The sequence below is a fragment of the Mucilaginibacter sp. P4_D1 genome, assembly GCF_056401935.1.
The window spans coordinates 38,576-59,270 of sequence record NZ_JBFUIJ010000036.1; the positions used below are offsets into that span (position 1 = coordinate 38,576).

The window sequence follows — 20,695 nt, forward strand, 5'->3', positions numbered from 1 at the left end:
AACGAATCAGAGGTGGATTTGAGAGGAGGGGTGAGGAGAAATCTTCTGCGACATGCTTGCAAATTTGCATGGTTGAATGCATGTCGTATAGGATTTCTCCTCGTACCTCGTTCGAAATGACATTTTCTTTTGTTTTAAAGATGTGTACACACAGTAGCCCGCGGGGAGGGAATTAGGGAGCCCGGGCATCCCCCCCCAAACATTTTACCGACACATTTTCGGCTTCGGTGCGTTAATTGCTTACTTTAGCTTTAAGCTTAACACGCGCCTATGAAAAATACCGCTTATTATATACTGGCCCTGGCTATTCTGATAACCGCGGCATCCTGCTCGCCCAAGGTGTTGCCCTATGCGGCCACCAACAAGGTATACAACCACCAAACCGATTCGCTGCTGGAAGTGTTTGGGCGCGAGCAGCCTGCCATGTTGGTTGATAGCCTTGGCTTGCCCATTCCCAGCGAATGGATTGGCACCGTTAACTTTAACGCCCGCAAGCCCAACTATGTAATTATCCATTATACGGCCCAGGATTCGCTGGCGCAAACCATTAAAACCTTTACCCTGGTAAAACCGCAGGTGAGCGCCCATTACGTGGTGGGCAAGGATGGCAAAGTGGTGCACATGCTTAACGATTACCTGCGCGCCTGGCAGGCCGGCATCAGCAAATGGGGCAGCATTACCGATATGAACAGCTGCTCGATAGGTATCGAGATTGATAACAACGGCCACGAGCCTTTTACCGACCCTCAAGTACGCAGCCTGCTGGCGCTGCTCGCCCAGCTTAAAAAAGCTTATAACATACCCACGGCCAACTTTATTGGCCACCAGGATATTGCCCCCGCCCGCAAGCCCGATCCGGGCCCGCTGTTCCCCTGGAAACTACTGGCCGCCAAAGGTTTCGGCTACTGGCCCGACGAACTGCTGGAACTGCCCCCCGATAACTTTGACTACGCAACCGCCCTGCGCCTCATCGGCTACGATACCAGCAACCTGCCCGCCGCCATAACCGCCTTTAAACGCCATTTTGTACAACTTGAAGACAGCCACACCATGGGCCAGCTGGATTTGAATGTGCTGTATAATGTGTATAGGAAATATGCCCCCTAACCCCCTGAAGGGGGAACAATAGCGCAACAAAAAGGGCCATTCACTTTTAGCGAATGGCCTTTTTGGTTAAAGCCGCAAATCAAAAGCTCCCCCTTCAGGGGGCTGGGGGGCTTTCTGCTACTTCTTAACCCACCCATCCTTCAGCGTTACCGTTCTGTTAAAGATCAGTTTATCATCGGTTGAGTATTTATCTAACGTAAAATATCCTTTGCGCATGAACTGTACGGCGGTGCCGGGTGTGGCGTTGGCCAGGTCGGGTTCAATATAGGCTGTTGGGATAATGTGCAGGCTGTTTGGGTTAATGTAATCCTTAAAGTCGCCTTCTTCGCTTTGTGGGTTCTCTACCTGGAAAAGGCGGTCGTACAGCCTTACTTCGGCAGTTTTGGCGTGTGGTACGCTCACCCAGTGAATAGTGCCCTTCACGTTGATGCCGCTGGTATCATTACCCGATTTTGATTCGGGCAGGTAGCTGCAATGAATTTCGGTTACGTTGCCATCGGCATCCTTCACAAAATCGTCGCAACGGATGATGTAGGCATTTTTTAGCCTCACCATCAATCCCACACCCAGGCGGAAGAACTTTTTGGGTGGCACTTCCATAAAGTCTTCCCGCTCAATCCAAAGTTCGCGGCTAAACGGAAACTCGCGGCTGCCGTCGCCATCTTCGGCTTCGGGGTTATTTTCGCCATGCATAATCTCCACTTCGCCCTCAGGATAGTTGGTCAGGATACATTGTATGGGGTCGAGCACGGCCATGCGGCGCCATGCGGTTTTGTTAAGGTCTTCGCGGATGCAGAACTCCAGCAGGCCAACATCAATCATGTTTTCGCGTTTGGCTACGCCGATGCGTTCGCAAAACTCGCGGATACTGGCAGGCGTATACCCCCGCCTACGCAGGCCGCTAATGGTAGGCATGCGTGGGTCGTCCCAGCCGTCAACATGTTTCTCAACCACCAGTTGCAGCAGCTTGCGCTTGCTCATAACGGTGTAGTTGAGGTTAAGGCGGGCAAATTCGTATTGTTTAGATGGGAAGATGCTTAACTGCTCAATAAACCAATCGTACAATGCCCGGTGGGGTATAAACTCCAGCGTACAAATAGAGTGGGTAATCTGCTCAATAGCATCCGATTGGCCGTGGGCAAAATCATACATGGGGTATATGCACCAGGCATCGCCGGTACGGTGGTGATGGGCATGTTTAATGCGGTACATCAAAGGGTCGCGCAGGTGCATGTTGGGTGCAGCCAGGTCAACCTTGGCACGCAGTACTTTAGCGCCATCGGGGTATTTGCCGGCTTTCATATCGGCAAACAGCTCCAAATTTTCCTCAACAGAGCGGCTGCGGTACTGGTTGGGTACGCCGGGCTCGGTAGGGGTGCCTTTTTGATGGGCTATCTCTTCGGCTGTGCTATCATCAACATAGGCCAGGTTGGCTTTAATAAGCGTTACCGCAAACTCATATAGCTGGTCGAAATAGTCGGAAGCGTATAGTTCTTCGGCCCAGTTAAAGCCCAGCCATTTAACATCTTCTTTAATGCTGTCAACGTATTCCACATCCTCTTTAACCGGGTTGGTATCATCAAAACGCAGGTTGGTTTTGCCGTTGTATTTTTGGGCCAAACCAAAGTTAAGGCAAATAGATTTGGCGTGGCCAATATGCAGGTAACCATTAGGCTCGGGCGGGAAACGGGTTAATACCCGGCCGCCGTGCTTGCCGTTGGCTATATCTTCTTCAACAATTTCTTCTATAAAGTTCAGTGATCTTTCTTCGCTCATAAGGGCAAAAATAATAAAAAAAAGCCCCCGCCGCCCCCTAAAGGGGGAACTTTTGAAAGAACACGGCGTCTTGATGCGCTAACGGGCGGTATGCTAATCAAAAAGCCTCCCCTTCAGGGGAGATTTAGAGGGGCAGCCTATTGTTTTTAACGGAAAAACATTAAATTTGAAAAACCGCTAACATCAAACCCTATACCCAACATGAATATGAAGCAAGGCAACTACATGAACTTTACGGATATGACTCCCGAAGAGATGGCCTTTTTACAGCAAGCTACAGCAAACCTTAACGAAAGCCAAACCGACTATTTTTATATGGTTTATGGCAGCAAAAGGAAATCGGCACAGGAAATACTCATATTTACCCTGCTGGGTTTTATTGTGGTTGCAGGCGTGCAGCGTTTTGCTTTGGGGCAAATAGGAATGGGTTTACTTTACCTTTTTACCGGTGGCTTTTGCCTCATAGGTACAATTGTTGATTTGGTGAACAATAAATCGCTTGTATTAAAGTATAATAAAGAGATGGCTTATGATAGTCACCGGATGGCGTTAATGACGCCTTAAACCAAGGCCATACTTATTTCTATATTTGCTCATGAAACTATCCGCACTTACTGCTTACCTTGAAAGCCTTGCGCCGCTTGTTTACCAGGAAGATTATGATAATACAGGCCTTATTGTAGGCCACCCCGACCAGGAAATATCCCAGGCGCTGCTATCTTTAGATTGTACCGAAGCGGTTGTTGACGAAGCTATTGCCACAGGTTGCCAGCTAATTATATCCCATCACCCCATAGTTTTCAGGGGATTAAAGAAATTTAACAGCAAAACATATGTGGAGCGCGTGGTTGAAAAAGCCATACGCAAGGGCATAGCCCTGTACGCCATTCATACCAACCTTGATAATGTAATGCATGGGGTTAACAGCCGCATATGCGATACCCTTGGCCTTAAAAACTGCCGTATACTGCTGCCCAAACATAACCTGATCAAAAAGCTGGTTACCTTTGTACCCCACAGCCATGCCGATGCCGTGCGCGAAGCCTTGTTTGCAGCCGGGGCAGGTAATATTGGCAATTACAGCGAAGTTAGCTTTAATGCCGAGGGAACAGGCACTTTTAAAGGAAACGAACTCACCATACCCCATGTAGGCGAGCCAGGCAGGCGTCACCGCGAAAGCGAAGTTTGTATTCAAACCGTTTACCCCGCCAACCTGGAAAGTAAAATAATCATGGCGCTGATACTGGCCCACCCCTACGAAGAGGTGGCTTATGACCTGTACAGTTTAACCAACCAAAACCAAGAGGTAGGTTCGGGTATGATTGGCGAGCTGGAAGTGCCCACCAACCAGGAATCGTTTTTGTTTCATGTAAAAGATAAGATGCGCACGCATGTGATAAGGCATACCGCTTTTACCCACAAACCCATCAAAAAAGTGGCTGTTTGCGGAGGCTCGGGAGGCTTTTTACTGAAGCATGCCATAGCCGCCGGAGCCGACATTTTCATCACCTCCGACTACAAGTATCACGAGTTTTTTGATGCCGAAGGAAAGATAGTGATTGCCGATATCGGACACTTTGAGAGTGAACAATTTACGGTGCAATTATTGTATGAAATAATTAGAAAAAAATTCCCTATCTTTGCCGTCCGTTTAACAGAAGTAAATACAAACCCCGTCAAATATTTTATTTAATGGAACAAACCGTAGAACAGAAGCTTAAAGCTTTATACGAACTCCAAACCATCCACACCAAAATTGACAGAATACGCCAGGTACGTGGCGAACTGCCAATGGAAGTTGCCGATCTGGAAGATGATGTTGCAGGCCTTGAAACCCGCATACAGAAAATCAAATATGAGCTGGATGATGTAGAGGATGAGATTGTAACCCGCAAAAACCTGATCAAAGATGCTCAGGCCAACATCAAAAAATACGAAGCGCAACTTAACGAAGTTAAGAACAACCGCGAGTATGATGCCATATCAAAAGAAATTGAGATACAAGGATTAGATATACAGGTAAGTGAGAAGAAGATAAGGGAGTATGGTTTCGAGATAACTTCAAAAACCCAGGTATACGAAAAAGCCCTTGCCGATCTGGAAGCACGCAAGAACGATCTGGATGCAAAAAAAGATGAGTTAGGTGTAATTACTGCCGAAACTGAAAAAGAAGAGAACGACCTTGTTGCCCAGGCAGAAAAAGCTATCCCGAACATCGAAGAGCGTTTATTTACAGCTTATACCCGTTTGCGCCAAAATGCAAAAAATGGTTTAGCAGTAGTAACCATTCAGCGCGATTCATGCTCTGGCTGTTTTAACCAGATCCCGCCTCAACGCCAGTCGGATATCCGTCAACGCAAAAAGATCATCGTTTGCGAGCATTGCGGACGTATCCTGGTTGATGAGCAGATGGCCTTAGAAGCCGAAACTGTATAAGCAAACCACTTATAAAATTAATATAAAAGGCATCTTCAGGGTGCCTTTTTTTGTTGACTGAGTTTTTATGAGAAGATCAAGGCTGCTTTATTTTATACTCATTATAGTTACCATAATTACAGGCCTGCTTTCCCGGCATTTTAAAAGCATCCCGCTGTTTATTGGCGATATCCTTTGGGCGCTGATGGTTTATTTTATAGTGAGCTTCCTGCTTATCAATAAGCCTATAAAATTCGTAGCCACTGCAAGTTTATTGTTTTGCTTCGCGATAGAGTTTAGCCAGCTCTACAAAGCGCCCTGGATAAATGATTTGAGGCATACCCTGTTTGGCAGGCTTGTTTTAGGCGCAGGCTTTTTATGGAGCGATTTGTTGTGTTATGTGGCTGGTGTGGGGATAGGATGTATCATTGACTTTTACATGCTTAAAAAAGATGCAAAATAGCTTAAAACATACTCGTCTGTTTGCCCTTCCTCGGCACAAATAAGCTATAGTCATACTCCGGCATCTCCCGGCCATCCAAAAAGCGGTTACAGGCCATCCTGAACATCTGGTGGATAGATTCGGCTACCTTTCCCTCGCCGCTCATGCGCCTGCCAAAGTCGCTATCATTCAGGTTGCCGTCGTGGCAGGAGCGAATCATGTTCAACACCTTTTCGGCACGATTGGGGAAAGCTTTATAGATCCAGTCGCTAAATAATTCGGCAATACTCCCGTTAAGGCGCACTATGGTAAATCCGGCAGCCAAAGCGCCCCTATCGGCTGCAGCCTTGATAATGTTAGGCACTTCGTTGCTGTTAAGGCCCGGAATAATAGGCGCCGCCATTACCCGTACCGGAATGCCTTTTTCTGATAGCTTTTGAACAACAGCCAACCTGCCGGTCGCGGTAACCGTTCTTGGTTCCAGTTTTTGGCGAAGTTGTTCGTCAAGCGAAGTAATTGATACGTTAACATGTACCAGGTTCATGGCGGCCAACTCGGTCAAAATATCCAGGTCGCGCAGTACCAGGTTGTTTTTGGTGATGATCGCTACCGGATTCTTATATTTCAGGAAAACCTCCAGCAACCGCCGGGTAATTTGCAAATCGCGTTCAATGGGCTGATAACAATCGGTATTGCCCGATAGCAGGATGCATACCGGTTTATAATTCTTTTTATTAAAATATTGCTCGAGCAACTCCGGGGCATTGCGCTTTACGATAATCTTGCGTTCAAAATCAAGGCCGGCGCTAAAGCCATAGTACTCATGCGTGTTGCGGGCATAGCAGTAAATACAACCATGCTCGCAACCCTGGTAGGGGTTTATAGAGTACATGTGGCTTAAATCGGGGCTATTTGATTCGCTTACAATCTTTTTGGGCGTTTCTTCAAAAAGTTGCGTGGCGCTGTTTTCAAGCATGGGCTCGTCAAGCCCTTCCATATGGTCGGCCACATATTTGCTTTTCAAAAATTTGTTGTGGGTGTTAACCTGTGCCCCTCTGCCCTTAAAAAAAACGGGGTTGTCCTCATGCGCCATAGGGCAAATTTGCTAAATTAATTAGCAAATTACAAATCTATCAGCTTGTTTTTAATGCTATATAAAACCAGCCCCACCCGGCTTTTTATCTGTAGTTTTTCAAACAGATGATCGCGGAAACTATCAACCGTACGCACGCTGATATTCATGGTATCGGCAATCTCCTTGTAGGTAAGTTCGGTGCTTGTAAGGCGTAGAAACTCAATTTCGCGGGGGTTTAGCTGCACCTGGGCTTCCTTATCAATATTGAAATTATTTAACAGGTGGCGGGTAACAAAATCCGGGTAAAACAGGTCGCCTTCGCTTACTTTGATCAGCGCACGTTCAAACTCGTCCGGCTCGGCATCCTTCAGCAAATATCCTTTTACGCCAGCCCTTACCATTAATAATACCTTCTCGGCATCTTCAAACATAGACAGGATAATGATGCGGATAGATGGATGGTATTTGCGAAGCCATTGTGCGGTGGATATACCATCCATCACAGGCATATTAATATCAAGCAAAATAATATCGGGAACAAGGCCAGAATCGATACTTCGTATTAATTCCTGCCCGTGCGCGGCTTCAAATAGTATATTATAGCCGCCAAAGCTATCAATGAGCGCTGCAATGCCACTCCTGAAAAGGCGATGATCATCTACCAGGGCTATTTGAATGGGTTTCGTTAGCATAATTTTCTTCAACCAGGGGATTAAGTGATAACTTAATAGTACAGCCTTGTTTGAGCGAACTGGTTATAACAGCCTCTGCCCCAATCAACCCCGCCCTATTTTTCATGTTACGCAATCCCGATCCGCTCTTGTCGGTCAGCAATTCGGGTTGGAAACCTGCGCCATCATCTTCGATGGTCAAATTAAACATTTGTGCATTATAATACAAACCGATTTTAATGTTTGCTGCATCCGCATGTTTCAACGCGTTATTAAGCGCCTCCTGGAATATCCTGAACAATACCAGTTCGCGCTGCTCGCCAAGGGCATAAATTTCGCCCTCAACGTTTAAGTCCATATTAATAAGGCCGCTTTTGTTTACCCTTATCGCTTCCAGTTCCAACGTTTTTACCAGGCCTAAGGAGTTGATATGTTCAAAGCTTAAACTTTTTGAAAGGTTACGTAAATCTGTGATGGTTTGCGCTATAAGTTCGCGACTGTCGTTCAACTTTACTTTTTCCTCGCCGCCGAGCTTGTTGGCCAGCAGGCCCATATTGAGTTTTACAAATGATAGTACCTGTGTAATGTTATCATGCATCTCGCGACTAACATAGTTCAGGGTTTCCTCCTGTATCTCTATTCGGGTTTTTAGCAATTCCTGCTTAAATGACGATTTCAACTCGGCCTTTTCCATGGCATTTTTATTTTGCTTTTTTTGAAACATCAATAAAAAACCGACCATAAAAAAACCAAGCAACAGCAGTAACGCTGTACCAGCTATAATTATAAGGATAACTTCTTCGTCTTTGAAAAGCATAAAAAGGCAGTAGTTAAAGGAGGATTGAGCAATAGTTTTTAATTTCCCGACTGCTCAATTGCAAGGATAAGAAAATAGCGGCTATTTTCATATTATATATAGCTCAAAAGTCCGGCGAAAAAGACTTACGACATTTACGGGTTGGCTTTCATTTCTGACCGTTGTAAAGATAACTTTGTTGCTTTAGAAGAACAGAAAAAGGCATATAATAACAAAGTATAAAGCATCAAATTAGCAAGGCCAAGTATAACGCGGGTTAGTATAAGAAATGAGTAATTGCTTTTGTATGCCATTAGGCTAAAACAAGAATAATAAAATGTTTTTGCAAGAAAATAAAAAAGCAAACCTGTAGCGACTAAAAAAGCAGGATGCCGTAATAGAACAATTTGCCCCTCTTTGTCCAAGAGTTTATAATAATAAATTCCTATCAACAAGAGAATAAATAGCGACTGAATCACCATAGCCAATGTATTTAGCTTCCAAAATCCTTGAATAAAAAGATTATCTATGATGGTTATTACTATAACAATGCATGCGTATTTATACACGGTGCTTTTATAACGTCGGTTTTTTTCGAGCGAAGTAAAAAAATAAGTGTAAATTATAAACTCAAATAGCTCCTCGAAGTTTGCCAGCCAGGCGTTGGTATGATTAAATCTTGTCCAACCAAGCATGTCAGCAGATTCATACAGCACTCCAACGGATAAACAAATTAGAAAAACTTTCAAGGTTTTGTCTATTTGTCTATAGGTATATATACAATACAAAAAAGCTACAACGAGCGATACGCAATAAACATTATATAACATATAGTATTAATACAATCCAGATTGTTTATTGAAGTTCATTTCTAAAGCCTTTACTGTTTTTAGAAGAGCATATAAAAGCATAAATTAAAATAGCGTTTAGCATTAGGTTGGCAATTCCTACTATTGTAGATGCCAAGATAGCAAAGTGATAAGTATTTTTATATAGCATATAGCTAAAAAAGGAATAGTAAAAAGTAAGYGAAAGAAAATAGAAAAGCAATCCGGTAGCCGCTAAAAATGGCGGATGCCTTAACAAAAAAAGATGTTCCGGCGCCTCTACAAGCAAGTTGTAATAATAAATACAAACCAATGTTAAAATAAACAATCCCTGTAATACAATTGCTAAAGTTGCCCGATGCCAAAACCCTTGAATAAAAAAAATATCGATAAAAGATAATAACATTACAACACTCCCTGATATATATGCACTTCTTTTATATAAGAACCTCTTATCCTGCGATATGATAAAATAAGCGAACATCGTAAAATCCAATATATTCGCTAAATTATTGCACCATGCATTGCTATGGTTAATGGTTAGCAGATTAAAAAAGTCTGCGGTTACATATGCTGTTATCAAAGCAAGATATGGCAGAAAAGGCTTAAAACTATCATCGAATGATTTATAAGCGTAAAAGCAGGCTGCAAGTGTTAAAGGGAGAGAAAGAATGTAAAGATTAAATAACAGCATTCAATATTGCTTTTAATAGATGCTAAGATAGTAGTATATTAATATCCAGTTTAACCTACCGAAATTGTGCTAAATCAGTTAAAAATAACAATAGCGATTTGAACATCAAAACCCATCTACCCCGCCTCAATCGTGGCAACAATGTTAACGATAACTTTAATTCATTGTTTGATTTCATATATGGTATAAAAGCCATTTGAGATTGGGAGCAAGCGACTTATATGCGTATATACAGAAGAAAAAGGTTATAAATAACGATACAAAATAAATGCGATATAGTATATTTACGTGCTTTGTTGAATGTAGGTCCCACTGCAAAAATGGAGCAAAAATTTGTTAATTAAGGCTGCGGTTTAGACACTTAATAAACGCCATTAGTTTTTGATTTTGAAAAATGCTGATGTAGCCGGGATTGATCCATTTGTCGTTTTTAACTTATTTCTTCGTGCACAGAAAAACGCATACATCAACATGAAATTAAGTAACAGGTTGGATAGGCCAGGAATGGTAGCTGCAAGAATGTAGAAATCATAGTTATTTTTATATGCCATATAACTAAAACAGGTGTACAAAAAGAATTTTCCAAGAGAGTAAAAGAGTAAACCGGTTACTATTAAAAAAGGAGGATATTTTACCAGGTCCAAACCCTCTTCAGCTTTATCAAGTGTTCTGTAGTAATAATTAACCACTAAAGTAATTATGAACAACGACTGTAATACCATTGTAATAGTATTCATTTTCCAAAACCCTTGTAAAACGGCCATATTGATAACGCCGAAAAGTAATATTATCCCAAAACACACGTAGGCTTTTCGTATATACAATCGGCGGTCTGAAAGCGACAGCAAAAAGCGGGCATATAATATGAATTCTATTATCTCCTCAAAATTAGTTGCAGAAGCATTAGTGTGGTTAATTACCAGCCAATCGAATTCACTTGCGGTTTCAAACACGATACAAAACAAGATGAATGGCAAAAGCCATTTAAAATTTGCGTCGAGATATTTATAGGCGTATAAGCAGAAAACTGCTGTTACAAATAATGAAGCGTAATACGTATGATACAAAAATAACATGAGGAGCGCTAAGTAATAATATATTTGGCATCGATAAACTAATTCTCATTTGTAGAATCGTTTATAGTGCCCGTATTCCCTTTCGAAGAACATAAGAAAGCGTATGCCAAAAGGCCGTTTAATAACAGGTTTGAAATCCCGGGAATACTCGTCGCAACGATATAAAAATGGTAATTATTCTTATATATCATATAACTAAAGCAAGCATAGAACAACGTATTTGATAGGAAGAAAAAAAGCAGACCTGTTGCAGCTAAAAATGGTGGATGTTTTAAAAGGTTTAAATGCTCATCGGCCTCTTCAAATAGTGAACGATAATAAATACATATTAACACCACGAGAAATAAACCCTGCAGTACTATTGCAATGGTAGCACGTTTGAAAAATCCTTGTATATATATAATATCAATCAAAGAAAGCAACATTGGTATTATCGCCAATTTATAAACAGCCTTTCTATATAGTTCACTGTTTACAAGCGAGGCTAAAAACCATGTAAAAAGCACAAGCTCCAGTAAGCCCTCCAGGTTATTGCACCAGGCATTACTTTTTTCCAGCAGCATTAAACCAAAATAATTAGCCGCTTCGTAAATAATTACAAAAGCAAAGTACGGCAGGAACCATTTAAAGTTCCTATCAAGATTCTTGTAAGCATAAAGGCAAAAAGCAAAAGTTATAGGGAGCGAGACTAAGTAAAAATTATATAGCATTCAATATTTACGTTCATTAAGTTTTAGTTCCTTACAAAAATCTGCATAAATATTGAATGTTAGATTAGTCAATTAAAAATCAGGGACACTCAGGCGGGCAATTCTTCCCTTGATTTACAGGATCTAACCCATCGGCGAGCGCCACCCCTTCTGAAAGAGCATCGGCGTGCACGTCGTCCTTGTTTACCGTCCCTGCAAAAACCACGGTTGTTTGGCCAGGTGAGGTAGGGTGTGTTTCATCATAACTGGCCAAATGTACCCGCACGCCGGTAGCATGTGCCGGTAATTTGTTTACAAAATCTTTAAATGCGCCGATATCAAACCAAACAGATTTGGTATCATTAATACCGTGTGTTTTGTCGATAACGTTTTTACGGGTGGCATGGTAGTGGTCTACCATTTTTTTTGCTTCGGTTAAATCAATTTTCTTCATGTTAATAAGGGGGTTTTTAGTTAGGGTTATACGTGTTTAACACCGCATTGGGTTATTATAAACAATTATAATTTATTTAAATTATAATTTAGCAGCCGGCGATATTTTAATAATATTTTCTAATCTTTTCCGGTTATTCCACAGTCAAGATGTGCAGGAAGAGTTAGCTAATACCCACCAATAAATTCAGGCGACGCAATGGGTATGCGGCCGGAATATAATTCAAAAAATAGCTGAGATATTAACCCTCGTTCGAGTCGTCTAATAAAAAAACAAAAAGCTCTTTGGGGCCGTGTGCGCCAAGTACCAGGGTCTTCTCAATATCGGCAGTGCGGCTGGGGCCGGTTACATTGGTGATCATGGAGGGCAGGCGGTTGCCGTATTTATTTTTTAACAGTTTAAACCCATCCTTAATATCCATTACCATTTGCGATGTATAAGCCAGCACAATGTGTACCGGCGGATAGATACTTAAGCGCCGGCCGGCCATATTGCCGTTAGATAACAATATACTGCCATTACGGGCTATTAAAGCCTCGCACAGGGTAAAACCTACCTCGGCCAGTTCAAAGTCTTTATCGGTTTCGTAAAAGGGGTATTCAAAGCGGGTAAGTACCTCCTGCAGGCCGGGCTCCCAGCAGTATATTTTGTGCCAGTTACGCTCTTCGGCCAGGGTAAGCAGGGTTTCTATAAATTGTACCTCGTCCTCGCAAAAAATAAACTGGCCGTTAACGGCGGTAAATTGTTCGGCAAAAACAACTTCGGGTATTTCATCATCGGTTGCGTAAAGCGGCAGGTCTTCCAGTTGGGGATATGGGTTGTCCCTTTTCTCCAGTAGTGCCTTGCGGATCTTCTTTAGCAGTTTTTCTTTTGATGTGGTAATATCCCTCATAGTATAAAAAAGGAAAGCCACCAGCTAAGCTGATGGCTTTTTTATATAGTATTTAATTAAAACTTCGGATCCGGCTCATCCATCCTTGATAACTCAGGATTGATCACATTCTCGGGTATCGCATTATTATCAGGTACTAACGTTGGTTCGCCGTTTACAAACTTATCATAAGCGGTACGGTGCTCAAAAGGACGTTTGCCCAAAAGCTCTTCCAGGTCGGCCTGGAACAATACTTCTTTCTCCAATAACTTTTTCGCAACTTTTTCTAATCCGTCGCGGTGTTTTATCAGCAACTCTTTTGTTTTGGCATAAACATCTTCAACCAGGCTTCTTACTTCCGAGTCGATGAGGTTTGCGGTAACATCAGAGTATGGTTTGCTAAACTGGTTTTCGCCTTGCGGATCGTAAAACGATACGTTACCAACTTTACCATTCATACCATAAATTTTCACCATGCCATAAGCCAGGCGGGTAATGCGTTCCAAATCGCTCAAGGCACCAGTGGTGATTTTACCGAAAGTAATATCTTCGGCAACACGGCCGCCCATTGATAATATCATATCATCAATCAACTCTTCTTTAGCAACCAGGAATCTTTCGTTTGGCAGGTACTGGGCATATCCTAAAGCGGCAACACCACGCGGTACAATAGAAACTTTAACCAACGGATCGGTATGCTCTAAAAACCATCCCGCTATAGCATGGCCGGCTTCGTGGTAAGCTACCACGCGTTTTTCTTCGGGCGAAATCAGCGTGTTCTTTTTCTCCAAACCACCAATTACACGGTCAACCGCATCCTGAAAATCAGACATGTCAACCGCCTCTTTGTTTTTACGGGCCGCTATAAGGGCAGCCTCGTTACAAACGTTGGCAATTTCGGCACCTGCAAAACCAGGGGTTTGTGCCGATAATTTTTTGGCATCAACATCATCGGATAATTTAAGCGGTTTTAAGTGAACTTTAAAGATCTGCTCACGGCCATTCAAATCAGGTTTATCAATAGATACCTGCCTGTCAAAACGTCCGGGACGTAATAAGGCCGAATCCAATACATCGGGGCGGTTGGTTGCGGCAAGGATAATGATACCCGAATCGGTACCAAAACCATCCATCTCAACCAACAACTGGTTCAATGTATTTTCGCGTTCGTCATTACCACCAACAATATTGTTTTTACCACGGGCACGGCCAATGGCATCAATCTCGTCAATAAATATAATACATGGCGCTTTATCTTTTGCCTGGCGGAACAAGTCGCGCACACGTGATGCACCTACACCCACAAACATCTCCACAAAGTCAGATCCTGAAAGGGAGAAGAAGGGAACATGAGCTTCGCCGGCAACGGCTTTTGCCAATAAAGTTTTACCCGTACCCGGCGAACCTACAAGCAATGCGCCTTTAGGAATTTTACCACCCAGGTTGGTGTATTTTTTAGGATTTTTTAGGAAATCTACAATCTCCATCACCTCTTGCTTGGCTTCTTCTAAACCGGCAACATCATTAAATGTAACGGTTACCTGTGCCTCTTTATCAAACAAGGTTGCTTTTGATTTGCCGATATTGAATATCTGGCCACCCGGGCCACCGCCCGAACCACCACTCATACGGCGCATAATAAATATCCACACTGCTGCAAATAATATCACCATAATTACACCCTGTACAAGCCAGTTCGATAAAAAGCTTTCGCGGCCCTGTTGCAATTCAAGCGAAACATCACTTAAAGATGGGTCGGCAGCTTGTGCTGCAGCAATTGATTTTTTCAGGCTCTCGAAAGAGTCATCGGTAAAAGTATACTGGGGGCCGCTGCTTCCTGCAAACATGTGTTGCTCTTTACCAAGGGCAGTATATTCTGGCTTGGTATCAAGGCTTTGTTTTTTAATATATACTTCCCCAATGATCAAATCGCCGCTTTTATAAGCTATAATTTTTTCAACATCATGCTGTTTAAGCATCTTGGTTTCAAAGTCCTGGTAGGTTATCCGTTTACCCGTATCGTTGCTTAACAAGGTTGTTGCAAGCAGGAACGCTAAAACAATGATGCCATAAATCCACATAATATTAAACTTAGGTGGCTTAGGCGGCGTTTTTTTATTCAGGATCTTCCTGATCGGTTTCGGACTTTCTGATTTATTATCGTTATCTTTCATCTCTTTGTTACGAGCTCAAACTTACTATCTATAATTTAAAAAACAAGGTTATTACCATGACGCTATTGCAAGCCTTTATGTGACTATCGCTTAAGCGCTTTTGTAATATTTTATTTCGGCATCACCCCACAATTCTTCTACGCCATAAAATTCACGCTTGTCTGTCCGGAAAACGTGAATCACAACATCCACATAATCAAGCAGTATCCACTCGCCATATTCCAAACCTTCTTTGCGCCAGGGCTCGGTTTGGGTTGCCTTAAAAATTTCATCTTCAATGCTGTTGGCTATCGCTTTTACCTGCGTGGTCGAGTCGGCATGGCAAACTACAAAGTAATCTGTTACCGAACTATTTAGGTTACGAAGGTCTAACCTTACAATTTCATTACCTTTTTTTTCCTGGATACCATGTATCGCAAGTTCAGAAATATAGGTTGATTGCCCTACCTTTTTATTTTTTACCATCAAAAAGAATTAGTTTTGAACGTTTTTTGGTTAAAAATTATTACACTTTGCAAAATAACATATTTTCGGCATTATTTGTTGGTCAAAATTTAGTAACAATTAAAGAAGTTGATTCAACCAACACTTACCTTAAAACATTACTGTCAAATTCCAAGCCATTGCCCGAAGGTACAGCCATTATGGCAGAAAGCCAATTTGCCGGCCGGGGGCAGCAACAAAACAAATGGCATAGCCAGCCGGGCAAAAACCTAACTTTCAGCATTTTGCTAACCCCCTCATTTTTACCAGTTTTACAACAGTTTGACCTTACGCGGGTGATAAGCCTGGGGGTAATTGAAGCCCTTAATCCGCTACTGGGCGACCGCTTAAAAATAAAATGGCCAAACGACATTTATTATGACGACCACAAACTTGGCGGTATTTTGATTGAAACACACCTGCATGGCGACAGGATAAAAGATGCCATTATTGGTATAGGCCTTAACATAAACCAGGAGCATTTTGAGGCGGGTGCCGGCAATGCCATATCTGTAAAGCAGATATTACAAAAGGATTATGATTTACGAGCTTTATTATTAGAAATTTGCGGGCATATTGAAGGATACTATCTTAAGCTTAAGGCCGGTAAATTTTTGTTTGTAAGGAACGCTTATTTAAACCGACTATACTGGTTAAACGAAGCAAGGGATTTTCGGTCAGATGGTGAAACGTTTAGGGGAACCATTGTTGGGGTGAAAGATGAAGGCCTACTGGTAGTTGAACATAATAATTTTGGCACCCGTGAGTTTAGCTTAAAACAAATTGAATTTTTAAATAAGTAATACATGAAAAAGTTATTGTTAATGATGGTGGCGCTGGTTATTTGCGCCGGGGCCTATGCGCAAATTGAAACACCGGTACGCTGGGCATACGCCGCAAAAAAGCTGAACAGCAAAGAAGCCGTTGTATATTTAAAGGCAACCATACAACCGGGCTGGCACATTTATTCGCTTAATGTTGGCGATGGCGGCCCGATAGCTACTTCGTTTGTATTTTCAAAATCAAAAGATTTTGCCCCGGTTGGCAAAACTACCGAACCAAAACCACTATCTAAATACGAGGAATCATTCAAAATGAATGTTACTTATTTTGAAAAAGAGGTTGTTTTTTCGCAAAAAGTAAGCTTAAAATCGGCAACAGCAACAGCGGTTACAGGAAAACTTACTTATATGACCTGTAACGATAAAAAATGCCTTCCACCAGATGATGTAGATTTCACCATTCCTTTAGGCAAATAATTACCAGGGAATAAAAAGATGAACCTATTTAAAAAGATCAACTGGTTACCAACGTTAATAGCTGTAGTAACCATGCTTATTATATTTGGCTTAAACGCGCCAAAACCGGTTTACGCAGCACAAAAAAGCGGCAAAGATACAGTAGCGGCTCCCGCCGATATGCAATTTACCGATATACCTACCGCAGCCGATAGTATTGCCATACGTAAAAAGGCGGCAATGCAGGATGCAGAAAAACTTTCGCAACAAGTGGCAGCGGCAGCAAAACAATCGGTAGTTGCTGCCAAACAAGCGGCTCATTCAAAACCCGAGGCGCCAAAAACACTTTGGCAAATATTTATAGAGGGTCTTATTGGTGGCTTTACCGCTGTAATACTCCCTTGTATTTATCCGTTATTGCCATTAACCGTTAGCTTTTTTACTAAAAAGAGCGGCAGCCGCAGTAAAGCAATTATGCAATCCTCTATTTACGGGGTATCTATCATTGTAATATACGTAACACTTGGATTATTAATCTCTATAATTTTTGGCTCAAGCGCCCTCAATCAGCTGGCTACAAATGGCATATTCAATATGTTTTTCTTCCTGCTGCTTATTGTTTTTGGTATATCATTCCTGGGCGCATTTGAAATTACATTGCCAAGTTCACTGGCCAACAAGCTCGACGAAAATGCCGACAAGGGTGGCCTTGCAGGCATCTTTTTTATGGCATCTACCCTGGTGGTTGTTTCGTTTTCATGTACCGGGCCTATTATAGGCACACTGCTGGTAGATGCCGCCTCAAAAGGCGACAGGCTTGGGCCGGCAATGGGGATGTTTGGCTTTTCTTTAGCGCTGGCATTGCCGTTTACTATTTTTGCTTTGTTCCCCTCTGCTTTAAAAAGCTTACCGAAATCGGGCGGGTGGCTAAACAGTGTGAAGGTAGTTTTGGGCTTCCTTGAACTCGCTTTCGCCCTAAAGTTCCTATCAAATGTTGACCTGGCCTATCATTGGCATTGGTTTGACAGGGAAGTGTTTTTATCGCTTTGGATAGCCATTGGTATAATGGTAGGGCTATACTTGTTAGGCAAAATTAAATTTTCGCATGATAGCGATGCGCCATACCTCTCTATCCCGAGGGTGTTTTTATCAATAATTGTATTTGCATTCGTTGTTTATATGATCCCGGGTTTATGGGGCGCCCCGCTCAAATCTATCGGGGCCTTTTTACCACCAATAGGCACGCAGGACTTTGATCTGTCGCCAATACCGGGAGGTGCTACTGCCACAACATCAAAACAAGATGGCAAAGAGCGAAAATATGCTGCAAATTATTCGGCGCTTACAATAAGAGGTTTGGCCCCCTGGTTTGATTACGACCAGGCTTTGCAGGTTTCAAAAGAACTGCACAAACCAATACTGATTGATTTTACAGGCTTTGCCTGCGTTAACTGCCGAAACATGGAAGCCAACGTATGGTCGGACCCGGTGGTATTTAGTAAACTGCAGAACGACTTTGTTCTTTTACAACTTGTGGTAGATGATAAAGCGGCCTTAGATATTAAAGATCAGTACACATCAACTTACAGTTTTAAAAAGATAACCAATATTGGCGATAAGTGGAGCGAACTGGAGGCGAGCCGTTTCAACTCAAATTCGCAGCCATTATATGTGATGCTTGATAGCGATGGCAAGGAAATGACCGATAAAAAAGGAACTGTTTTGCCACACTATAATGCCGACTACCATATTGACCGTTACATCAAATTTTTAGATAGTGGTATAGCCGCTTATAAAAAGTGATACAGCGTTAAAAAATTAAGTGTAAATTCGCGGCAACTTTTAAAAGTTTGCCGCGTTTTTTGGTTACGGGGTTGTTTAAAAGCCACTAATTAAATTATTCAATTTTTTAAGGTAGGGCAAACAGGCCATATCAGGATAAAAAATGACGCAGATTAAAAAAATAGGACTTTATACTTCGGGCGGAGATTCGCCGGGCATGAACGCTGCCATCAGGGCGGTTGTACGTACGGCTATATATTATGGTATCGAGGTGATGGGCATTCGCCGTGGTTATGAAGGCATGACCAAGGGCGATTTTGTACCCATGAACCGCAAATCGGTTTCAAACATTATTCAACGCGGCGGTACTATACTAAAAACCGCACGCTGCGATAACTTCCGCACGCCCGAAGGCCGCCAGCAGGCATATGACCATCTTAAAAAGAATAACATTGATGCCCTTGTAGGTATTGGTGGCGATGGTACATTTACCGGGGCCAAGGTTTTTGGTGCCGAATATGATGTGCCCATCATTGGCCTGCCAGGCACTATTGATAACGATTTAATGGGTACCGATTTTACCATAGGTTATGATACTGCCATTAATACGGTTGTTGAGGCTGTAGATAAAATCCGCGATACGGCAGAATCACATGATCGCCTGTTTATAGTTGAGGTAATGGGTCGCGACTCGGGCCTGATCGCTTTGCGTACAGGTATTGCGGCAGGAGCCGAAGCTATACTTATCCCCGAACATAAAGGCGGCATGGAAGGCCTATTTAACCGCCTTGAGCATGGCCGTAAAGACAAAACATCGCGTATTGTAATTGTTGCCGAAGGCGAAGAAGCCGGTGGCGCATTCGAGGTTGGGCGCCTGGTACAGGAGCGTTTCCCTAATTATGATACCCGTATATCTATATTGGGCCACATCCAACGCGGTGGCGCGCCAAGCTGTATGGATAGGGTATTGGCCAGCCGGGTAGGCGCAGCAGCTGTTGAAGCTTTAAGAGACGGCCATCGCAACGAGATGATAGGCATCATCCACAACGAAATTGCCTATACACCGTTTGAGCACGCCATAAAACACCATGTAGAGATTAATCCTAACCTGTTGAAGCTGGTTGAGATTTTATCGATGTAATTTCTACCGAAACACGCATATTATATAGAGATACAAATTGTTGTGTCTCTATATATCTAAAAACCGCAAAATCCGGCCATTGTAGCACGGCGTCTTTCTGCTTGGCATCCCTTTAATACTTGTCAGGCTTTCTTTTTCAAACTACTCATCAATTGATCGTACAGATCATCGCTGTCGGTTTCACGCGGTTTAAGTTTTTTAACCGTAGCCCGTTTACCTTTTGATTTGGCCTTGATAATTTTTAGCAACTCGTCATTGTATTCGTCTTTGAATTTAGATACGTCAAAATCCTCGGCATATTGGTTAATAAGGGCAAGGCCAACGTCAAGTTCTTTTTTACTTACGGTTACATCTTTGGCTATATCCAGGTCTTCGGCACTGCGTATTTCCTGCGCAAAACGAATGCGGGTAACTACCAGCACATGATCAACAGGGTGTACAATGCACAGGCTTTCGGTACTGCGCAGTACAAAGCGCGCCAGCCCCGCTTTTTTTGACTGAATAAGGGCTTTCTGCAAAAGGGCATAGGCCTTGTTGCTTTTGGTATCCGGCTCGGTATAGTAGGATGTTTCGTAAAACATAGGGTTTACGTCGGCAATATCCACAAAACTTTCAATCTCAATGATTTTACTTTTTTCGGGGGCGGCATCCTCAAAATCCTGGTCCTCTACAATCACATAATCGTCATTGGCCAGTTTGTAGCCCTTCACAATTTTATCGTAGGGTACTTCCTTATGCGTTTTCTCGTTTACCCGCTGATACCTGATGCGTGAATGATCCCGGCTATCCAGCATATCCAAATCAAGCGAACTTGTTTGCACTGCCGAATACAGCTTAACCGGGATGCTAACCAATCCAAAACCAATTGAACCTTTCCAGATAGATCTCATATCAAAATATTTATCGTTTGCCTGTTATTACCATATGATGTAACCACCATAAACCCAAACGGTTTTTAAATAGTTGCCTTACAGGCATGGGTCG

The 20,695-nt window shown here is 42.7% G+C and carries 22 protein-coding genes; 9 read left to right on the plus strand and 13 right to left on the minus strand.

Going from position 1 to position 20,695, the window contains the following annotated elements:
• Positions 1-270 precede the first annotated feature (270 nt).
• On the plus strand, positions 271-1,107 hold the full coding sequence (locus AC1DV1_RS23330) for an N-acetylmuramoyl-L-alanine amidase (protein ID WP_477364261.1): 837 nt from the start codon (positions 271-273) through the stop codon (positions 1,105-1,107).
• A gap of 117 nt (positions 1,108-1,224) precedes the next feature.
• On the opposite strand, the gene AC1DV1_RS23335 is transcribed toward AC1DV1_RS23330, so the two are convergent.
• Complete coding sequence (locus tag AC1DV1_RS23335; RefSeq protein WP_477364264.1) at positions 1,225-2,883, minus strand: glutamine--tRNA ligase/YqeY domain fusion protein; 1,659 nt, start codon at positions 2,881-2,883, stop codon at positions 1,225-1,227.
• A gap of 201 nt (positions 2,884-3,084) precedes the next feature.
• Between AC1DV1_RS23335 and AC1DV1_RS23340 the strand changes: the two genes are divergently transcribed.
• The 4 genes from AC1DV1_RS23340 to AC1DV1_RS23355 all read left to right on the plus strand — a co-directional run bounded on the left by AC1DV1_RS23340 (position 3,085) and on the right by AC1DV1_RS23355 (position 5,761).
• Positions 3,085-3,447 (plus strand): TM2 domain-containing protein, encoded by a 363-nt coding sequence (locus AC1DV1_RS23340; protein ID WP_477364267.1) that lies wholly within the window; start codon positions 3,085-3,087, stop codon positions 3,445-3,447.
• A gap of 31 nt (positions 3,448-3,478) precedes the next feature.
• Entirely contained in the window at positions 3,479-4,576 is a 1,098-nt protein-coding gene (locus AC1DV1_RS23345) for a Nif3-like dinuclear metal center hexameric protein (protein WP_477364270.1), read from the plus strand.
• On the plus strand, positions 4,576-5,319 hold the full coding sequence (locus tag AC1DV1_RS23350) for a zinc ribbon domain-containing protein (protein WP_090652193.1): 744 nt from the start codon (positions 4,576-4,578) through the stop codon (positions 5,317-5,319). Before AC1DV1_RS23345 ends, AC1DV1_RS23350 begins: the two co-directional genes overlap by 1 nt.
• A gap of 67 nt (positions 5,320-5,386) precedes the next feature.
• Positions 5,387-5,761, plus strand: coding sequence for a ribosomal maturation YjgA family protein (locus AC1DV1_RS23355; RefSeq protein WP_477364273.1), 375 nt, complete (start codon positions 5,387-5,389; stop codon positions 5,759-5,761).
• Between the two features lies 1 nt (position 5,762).
• Here the strand turns inward: AC1DV1_RS23355 and AC1DV1_RS23360 are convergent, their stop codons facing one another.
• From AC1DV1_RS23360 to rsfS, 11 genes are all read right to left on the minus strand, one after another.
• Positions 5,763-6,833 (minus strand): PA0069 family radical SAM protein, encoded by a 1,071-nt coding sequence (locus AC1DV1_RS23360; protein WP_477364276.1) that lies wholly within the window; start codon positions 6,831-6,833, stop codon positions 5,763-5,765.
• 29 nt (positions 6,834-6,862) lie between these two features.
• Positions 6,863-7,507, minus strand: a complete 645-nt coding sequence (locus AC1DV1_RS23365) for a response regulator (RefSeq protein ID WP_477364279.1) — start codon at positions 7,505-7,507, stop codon at positions 6,863-6,865.
• Positions 7,470-8,303, minus strand: coding sequence for a sensor histidine kinase (locus AC1DV1_RS23370; protein WP_477364282.1), 834 nt, complete (start codon positions 8,301-8,303; stop codon positions 7,470-7,472). Before AC1DV1_RS23370 ends, AC1DV1_RS23365 begins: the two co-directional genes overlap by 38 nt.
• A gap of 134 nt (positions 8,304-8,437) precedes the next feature.
• Positions 8,438-9,031: a hypothetical protein gene (locus tag AC1DV1_RS23375; protein ID WP_477364285.1), complete on the minus strand. Its 594-nt coding sequence runs from the start codon at positions 9,029-9,031 to the stop codon at positions 8,438-8,440.
• A 106-nt stretch (positions 9,032-9,137) separates the two neighbouring features.
• On the minus strand, positions 9,138-9,803 hold the full coding sequence (locus AC1DV1_RS23380) for a hypothetical protein (protein ID WP_477364288.1): 666 nt from the start codon (positions 9,801-9,803) through the stop codon (positions 9,138-9,140).
• A gap of 374 nt (positions 9,804-10,177) precedes the next feature.
• Positions 10,178-10,540 carry a hypothetical protein gene (locus tag AC1DV1_RS23385; protein ID WP_477364291.1) on the minus strand — a complete coding sequence of 121 codons (363 nt, stop codon included), beginning with the start codon at positions 10,538-10,540 and terminating at the stop codon, positions 10,178-10,180.
• Between the two features lie 377 nt (positions 10,541-10,917).
• On the minus strand, positions 10,918-11,589 hold the full coding sequence (locus tag AC1DV1_RS23390; protein WP_477364294.1) for a hypothetical protein: 672 nt from the start codon (positions 11,587-11,589) through the stop codon (positions 10,918-10,920).
• 79 nt (positions 11,590-11,668) lie between these two features.
• Positions 11,669-12,022, minus strand: coding sequence for a hypothetical protein (locus tag AC1DV1_RS23395; RefSeq protein WP_477364297.1), 354 nt, complete (start codon positions 12,020-12,022; stop codon positions 11,669-11,671).
• A gap of 241 nt (positions 12,023-12,263) precedes the next feature.
• Complete coding sequence (locus AC1DV1_RS23400) at positions 12,264-12,914, minus strand: LutC/YkgG family protein (protein WP_477364300.1); 651 nt, start codon at positions 12,912-12,914, stop codon at positions 12,264-12,266.
• A gap of 56 nt (positions 12,915-12,970) precedes the next feature.
• The gene (gene ftsH / locus AC1DV1_RS23405; protein ID WP_274211158.1) at positions 12,971-15,067 is read right to left on the minus strand and encodes an ATP-dependent zinc metalloprotease FtsH; all 2,097 of its coding nucleotides are present in this window, start codon (positions 15,065-15,067) and stop codon (positions 12,971-12,973) included.
• Between the two features lie 90 nt (positions 15,068-15,157).
• On the minus strand, positions 15,158-15,532 hold the full coding sequence (gene rsfS, locus AC1DV1_RS23410; RefSeq protein ID WP_274211159.1) for a ribosome silencing factor: 375 nt from the start codon (positions 15,530-15,532) through the stop codon (positions 15,158-15,160).
• Between the two features lie 47 nt (positions 15,533-15,579).
• Here rsfS and AC1DV1_RS23415 point away from each other — a divergent pair, with 47 nt between their 5' ends.
• From AC1DV1_RS23415 to pfkA, 4 genes are all read left to right on the plus strand, one after another.
• Positions 15,580-16,353, plus strand: a complete 774-nt coding sequence (locus AC1DV1_RS23415) for a biotin--[acetyl-CoA-carboxylase] ligase (RefSeq protein ID WP_477364303.1) — start codon at positions 15,580-15,582, stop codon at positions 16,351-16,353.
• A gap of 3 nt (positions 16,354-16,356) precedes the next feature.
• The gene (locus AC1DV1_RS23420; RefSeq protein ID WP_477364306.1) at positions 16,357-16,809 is read left to right on the plus strand and encodes a protein-disulfide reductase DsbD domain-containing protein; all 453 of its coding nucleotides are present in this window, start codon (positions 16,357-16,359) and stop codon (positions 16,807-16,809) included.
• Between the two features lie 18 nt (positions 16,810-16,827).
• On the plus strand, positions 16,828-18,591 hold the full coding sequence (locus tag AC1DV1_RS23425; protein WP_477364309.1) for a protein-disulfide reductase DsbD family protein: 1,764 nt from the start codon (positions 16,828-16,830) through the stop codon (positions 18,589-18,591).
• A gap of 142 nt (positions 18,592-18,733) precedes the next feature.
• The gene (gene pfkA, locus AC1DV1_RS23430) at positions 18,734-19,711 is read left to right on the plus strand and encodes a 6-phosphofructokinase (RefSeq protein WP_477364312.1); all 978 of its coding nucleotides are present in this window, start codon (positions 18,734-18,736) and stop codon (positions 19,709-19,711) included.
• A gap of 122 nt (positions 19,712-19,833) precedes the next feature.
• Here the strand turns inward: pfkA and ku are convergent, their stop codons facing one another.
• Entirely contained in the window at positions 19,834-20,601 is a 768-nt protein-coding gene (gene ku / locus AC1DV1_RS23435) for a non-homologous end joining protein Ku (RefSeq protein ID WP_477364317.1), read from the minus strand.
• Positions 20,602-20,695 lie beyond the last annotated feature (94 nt).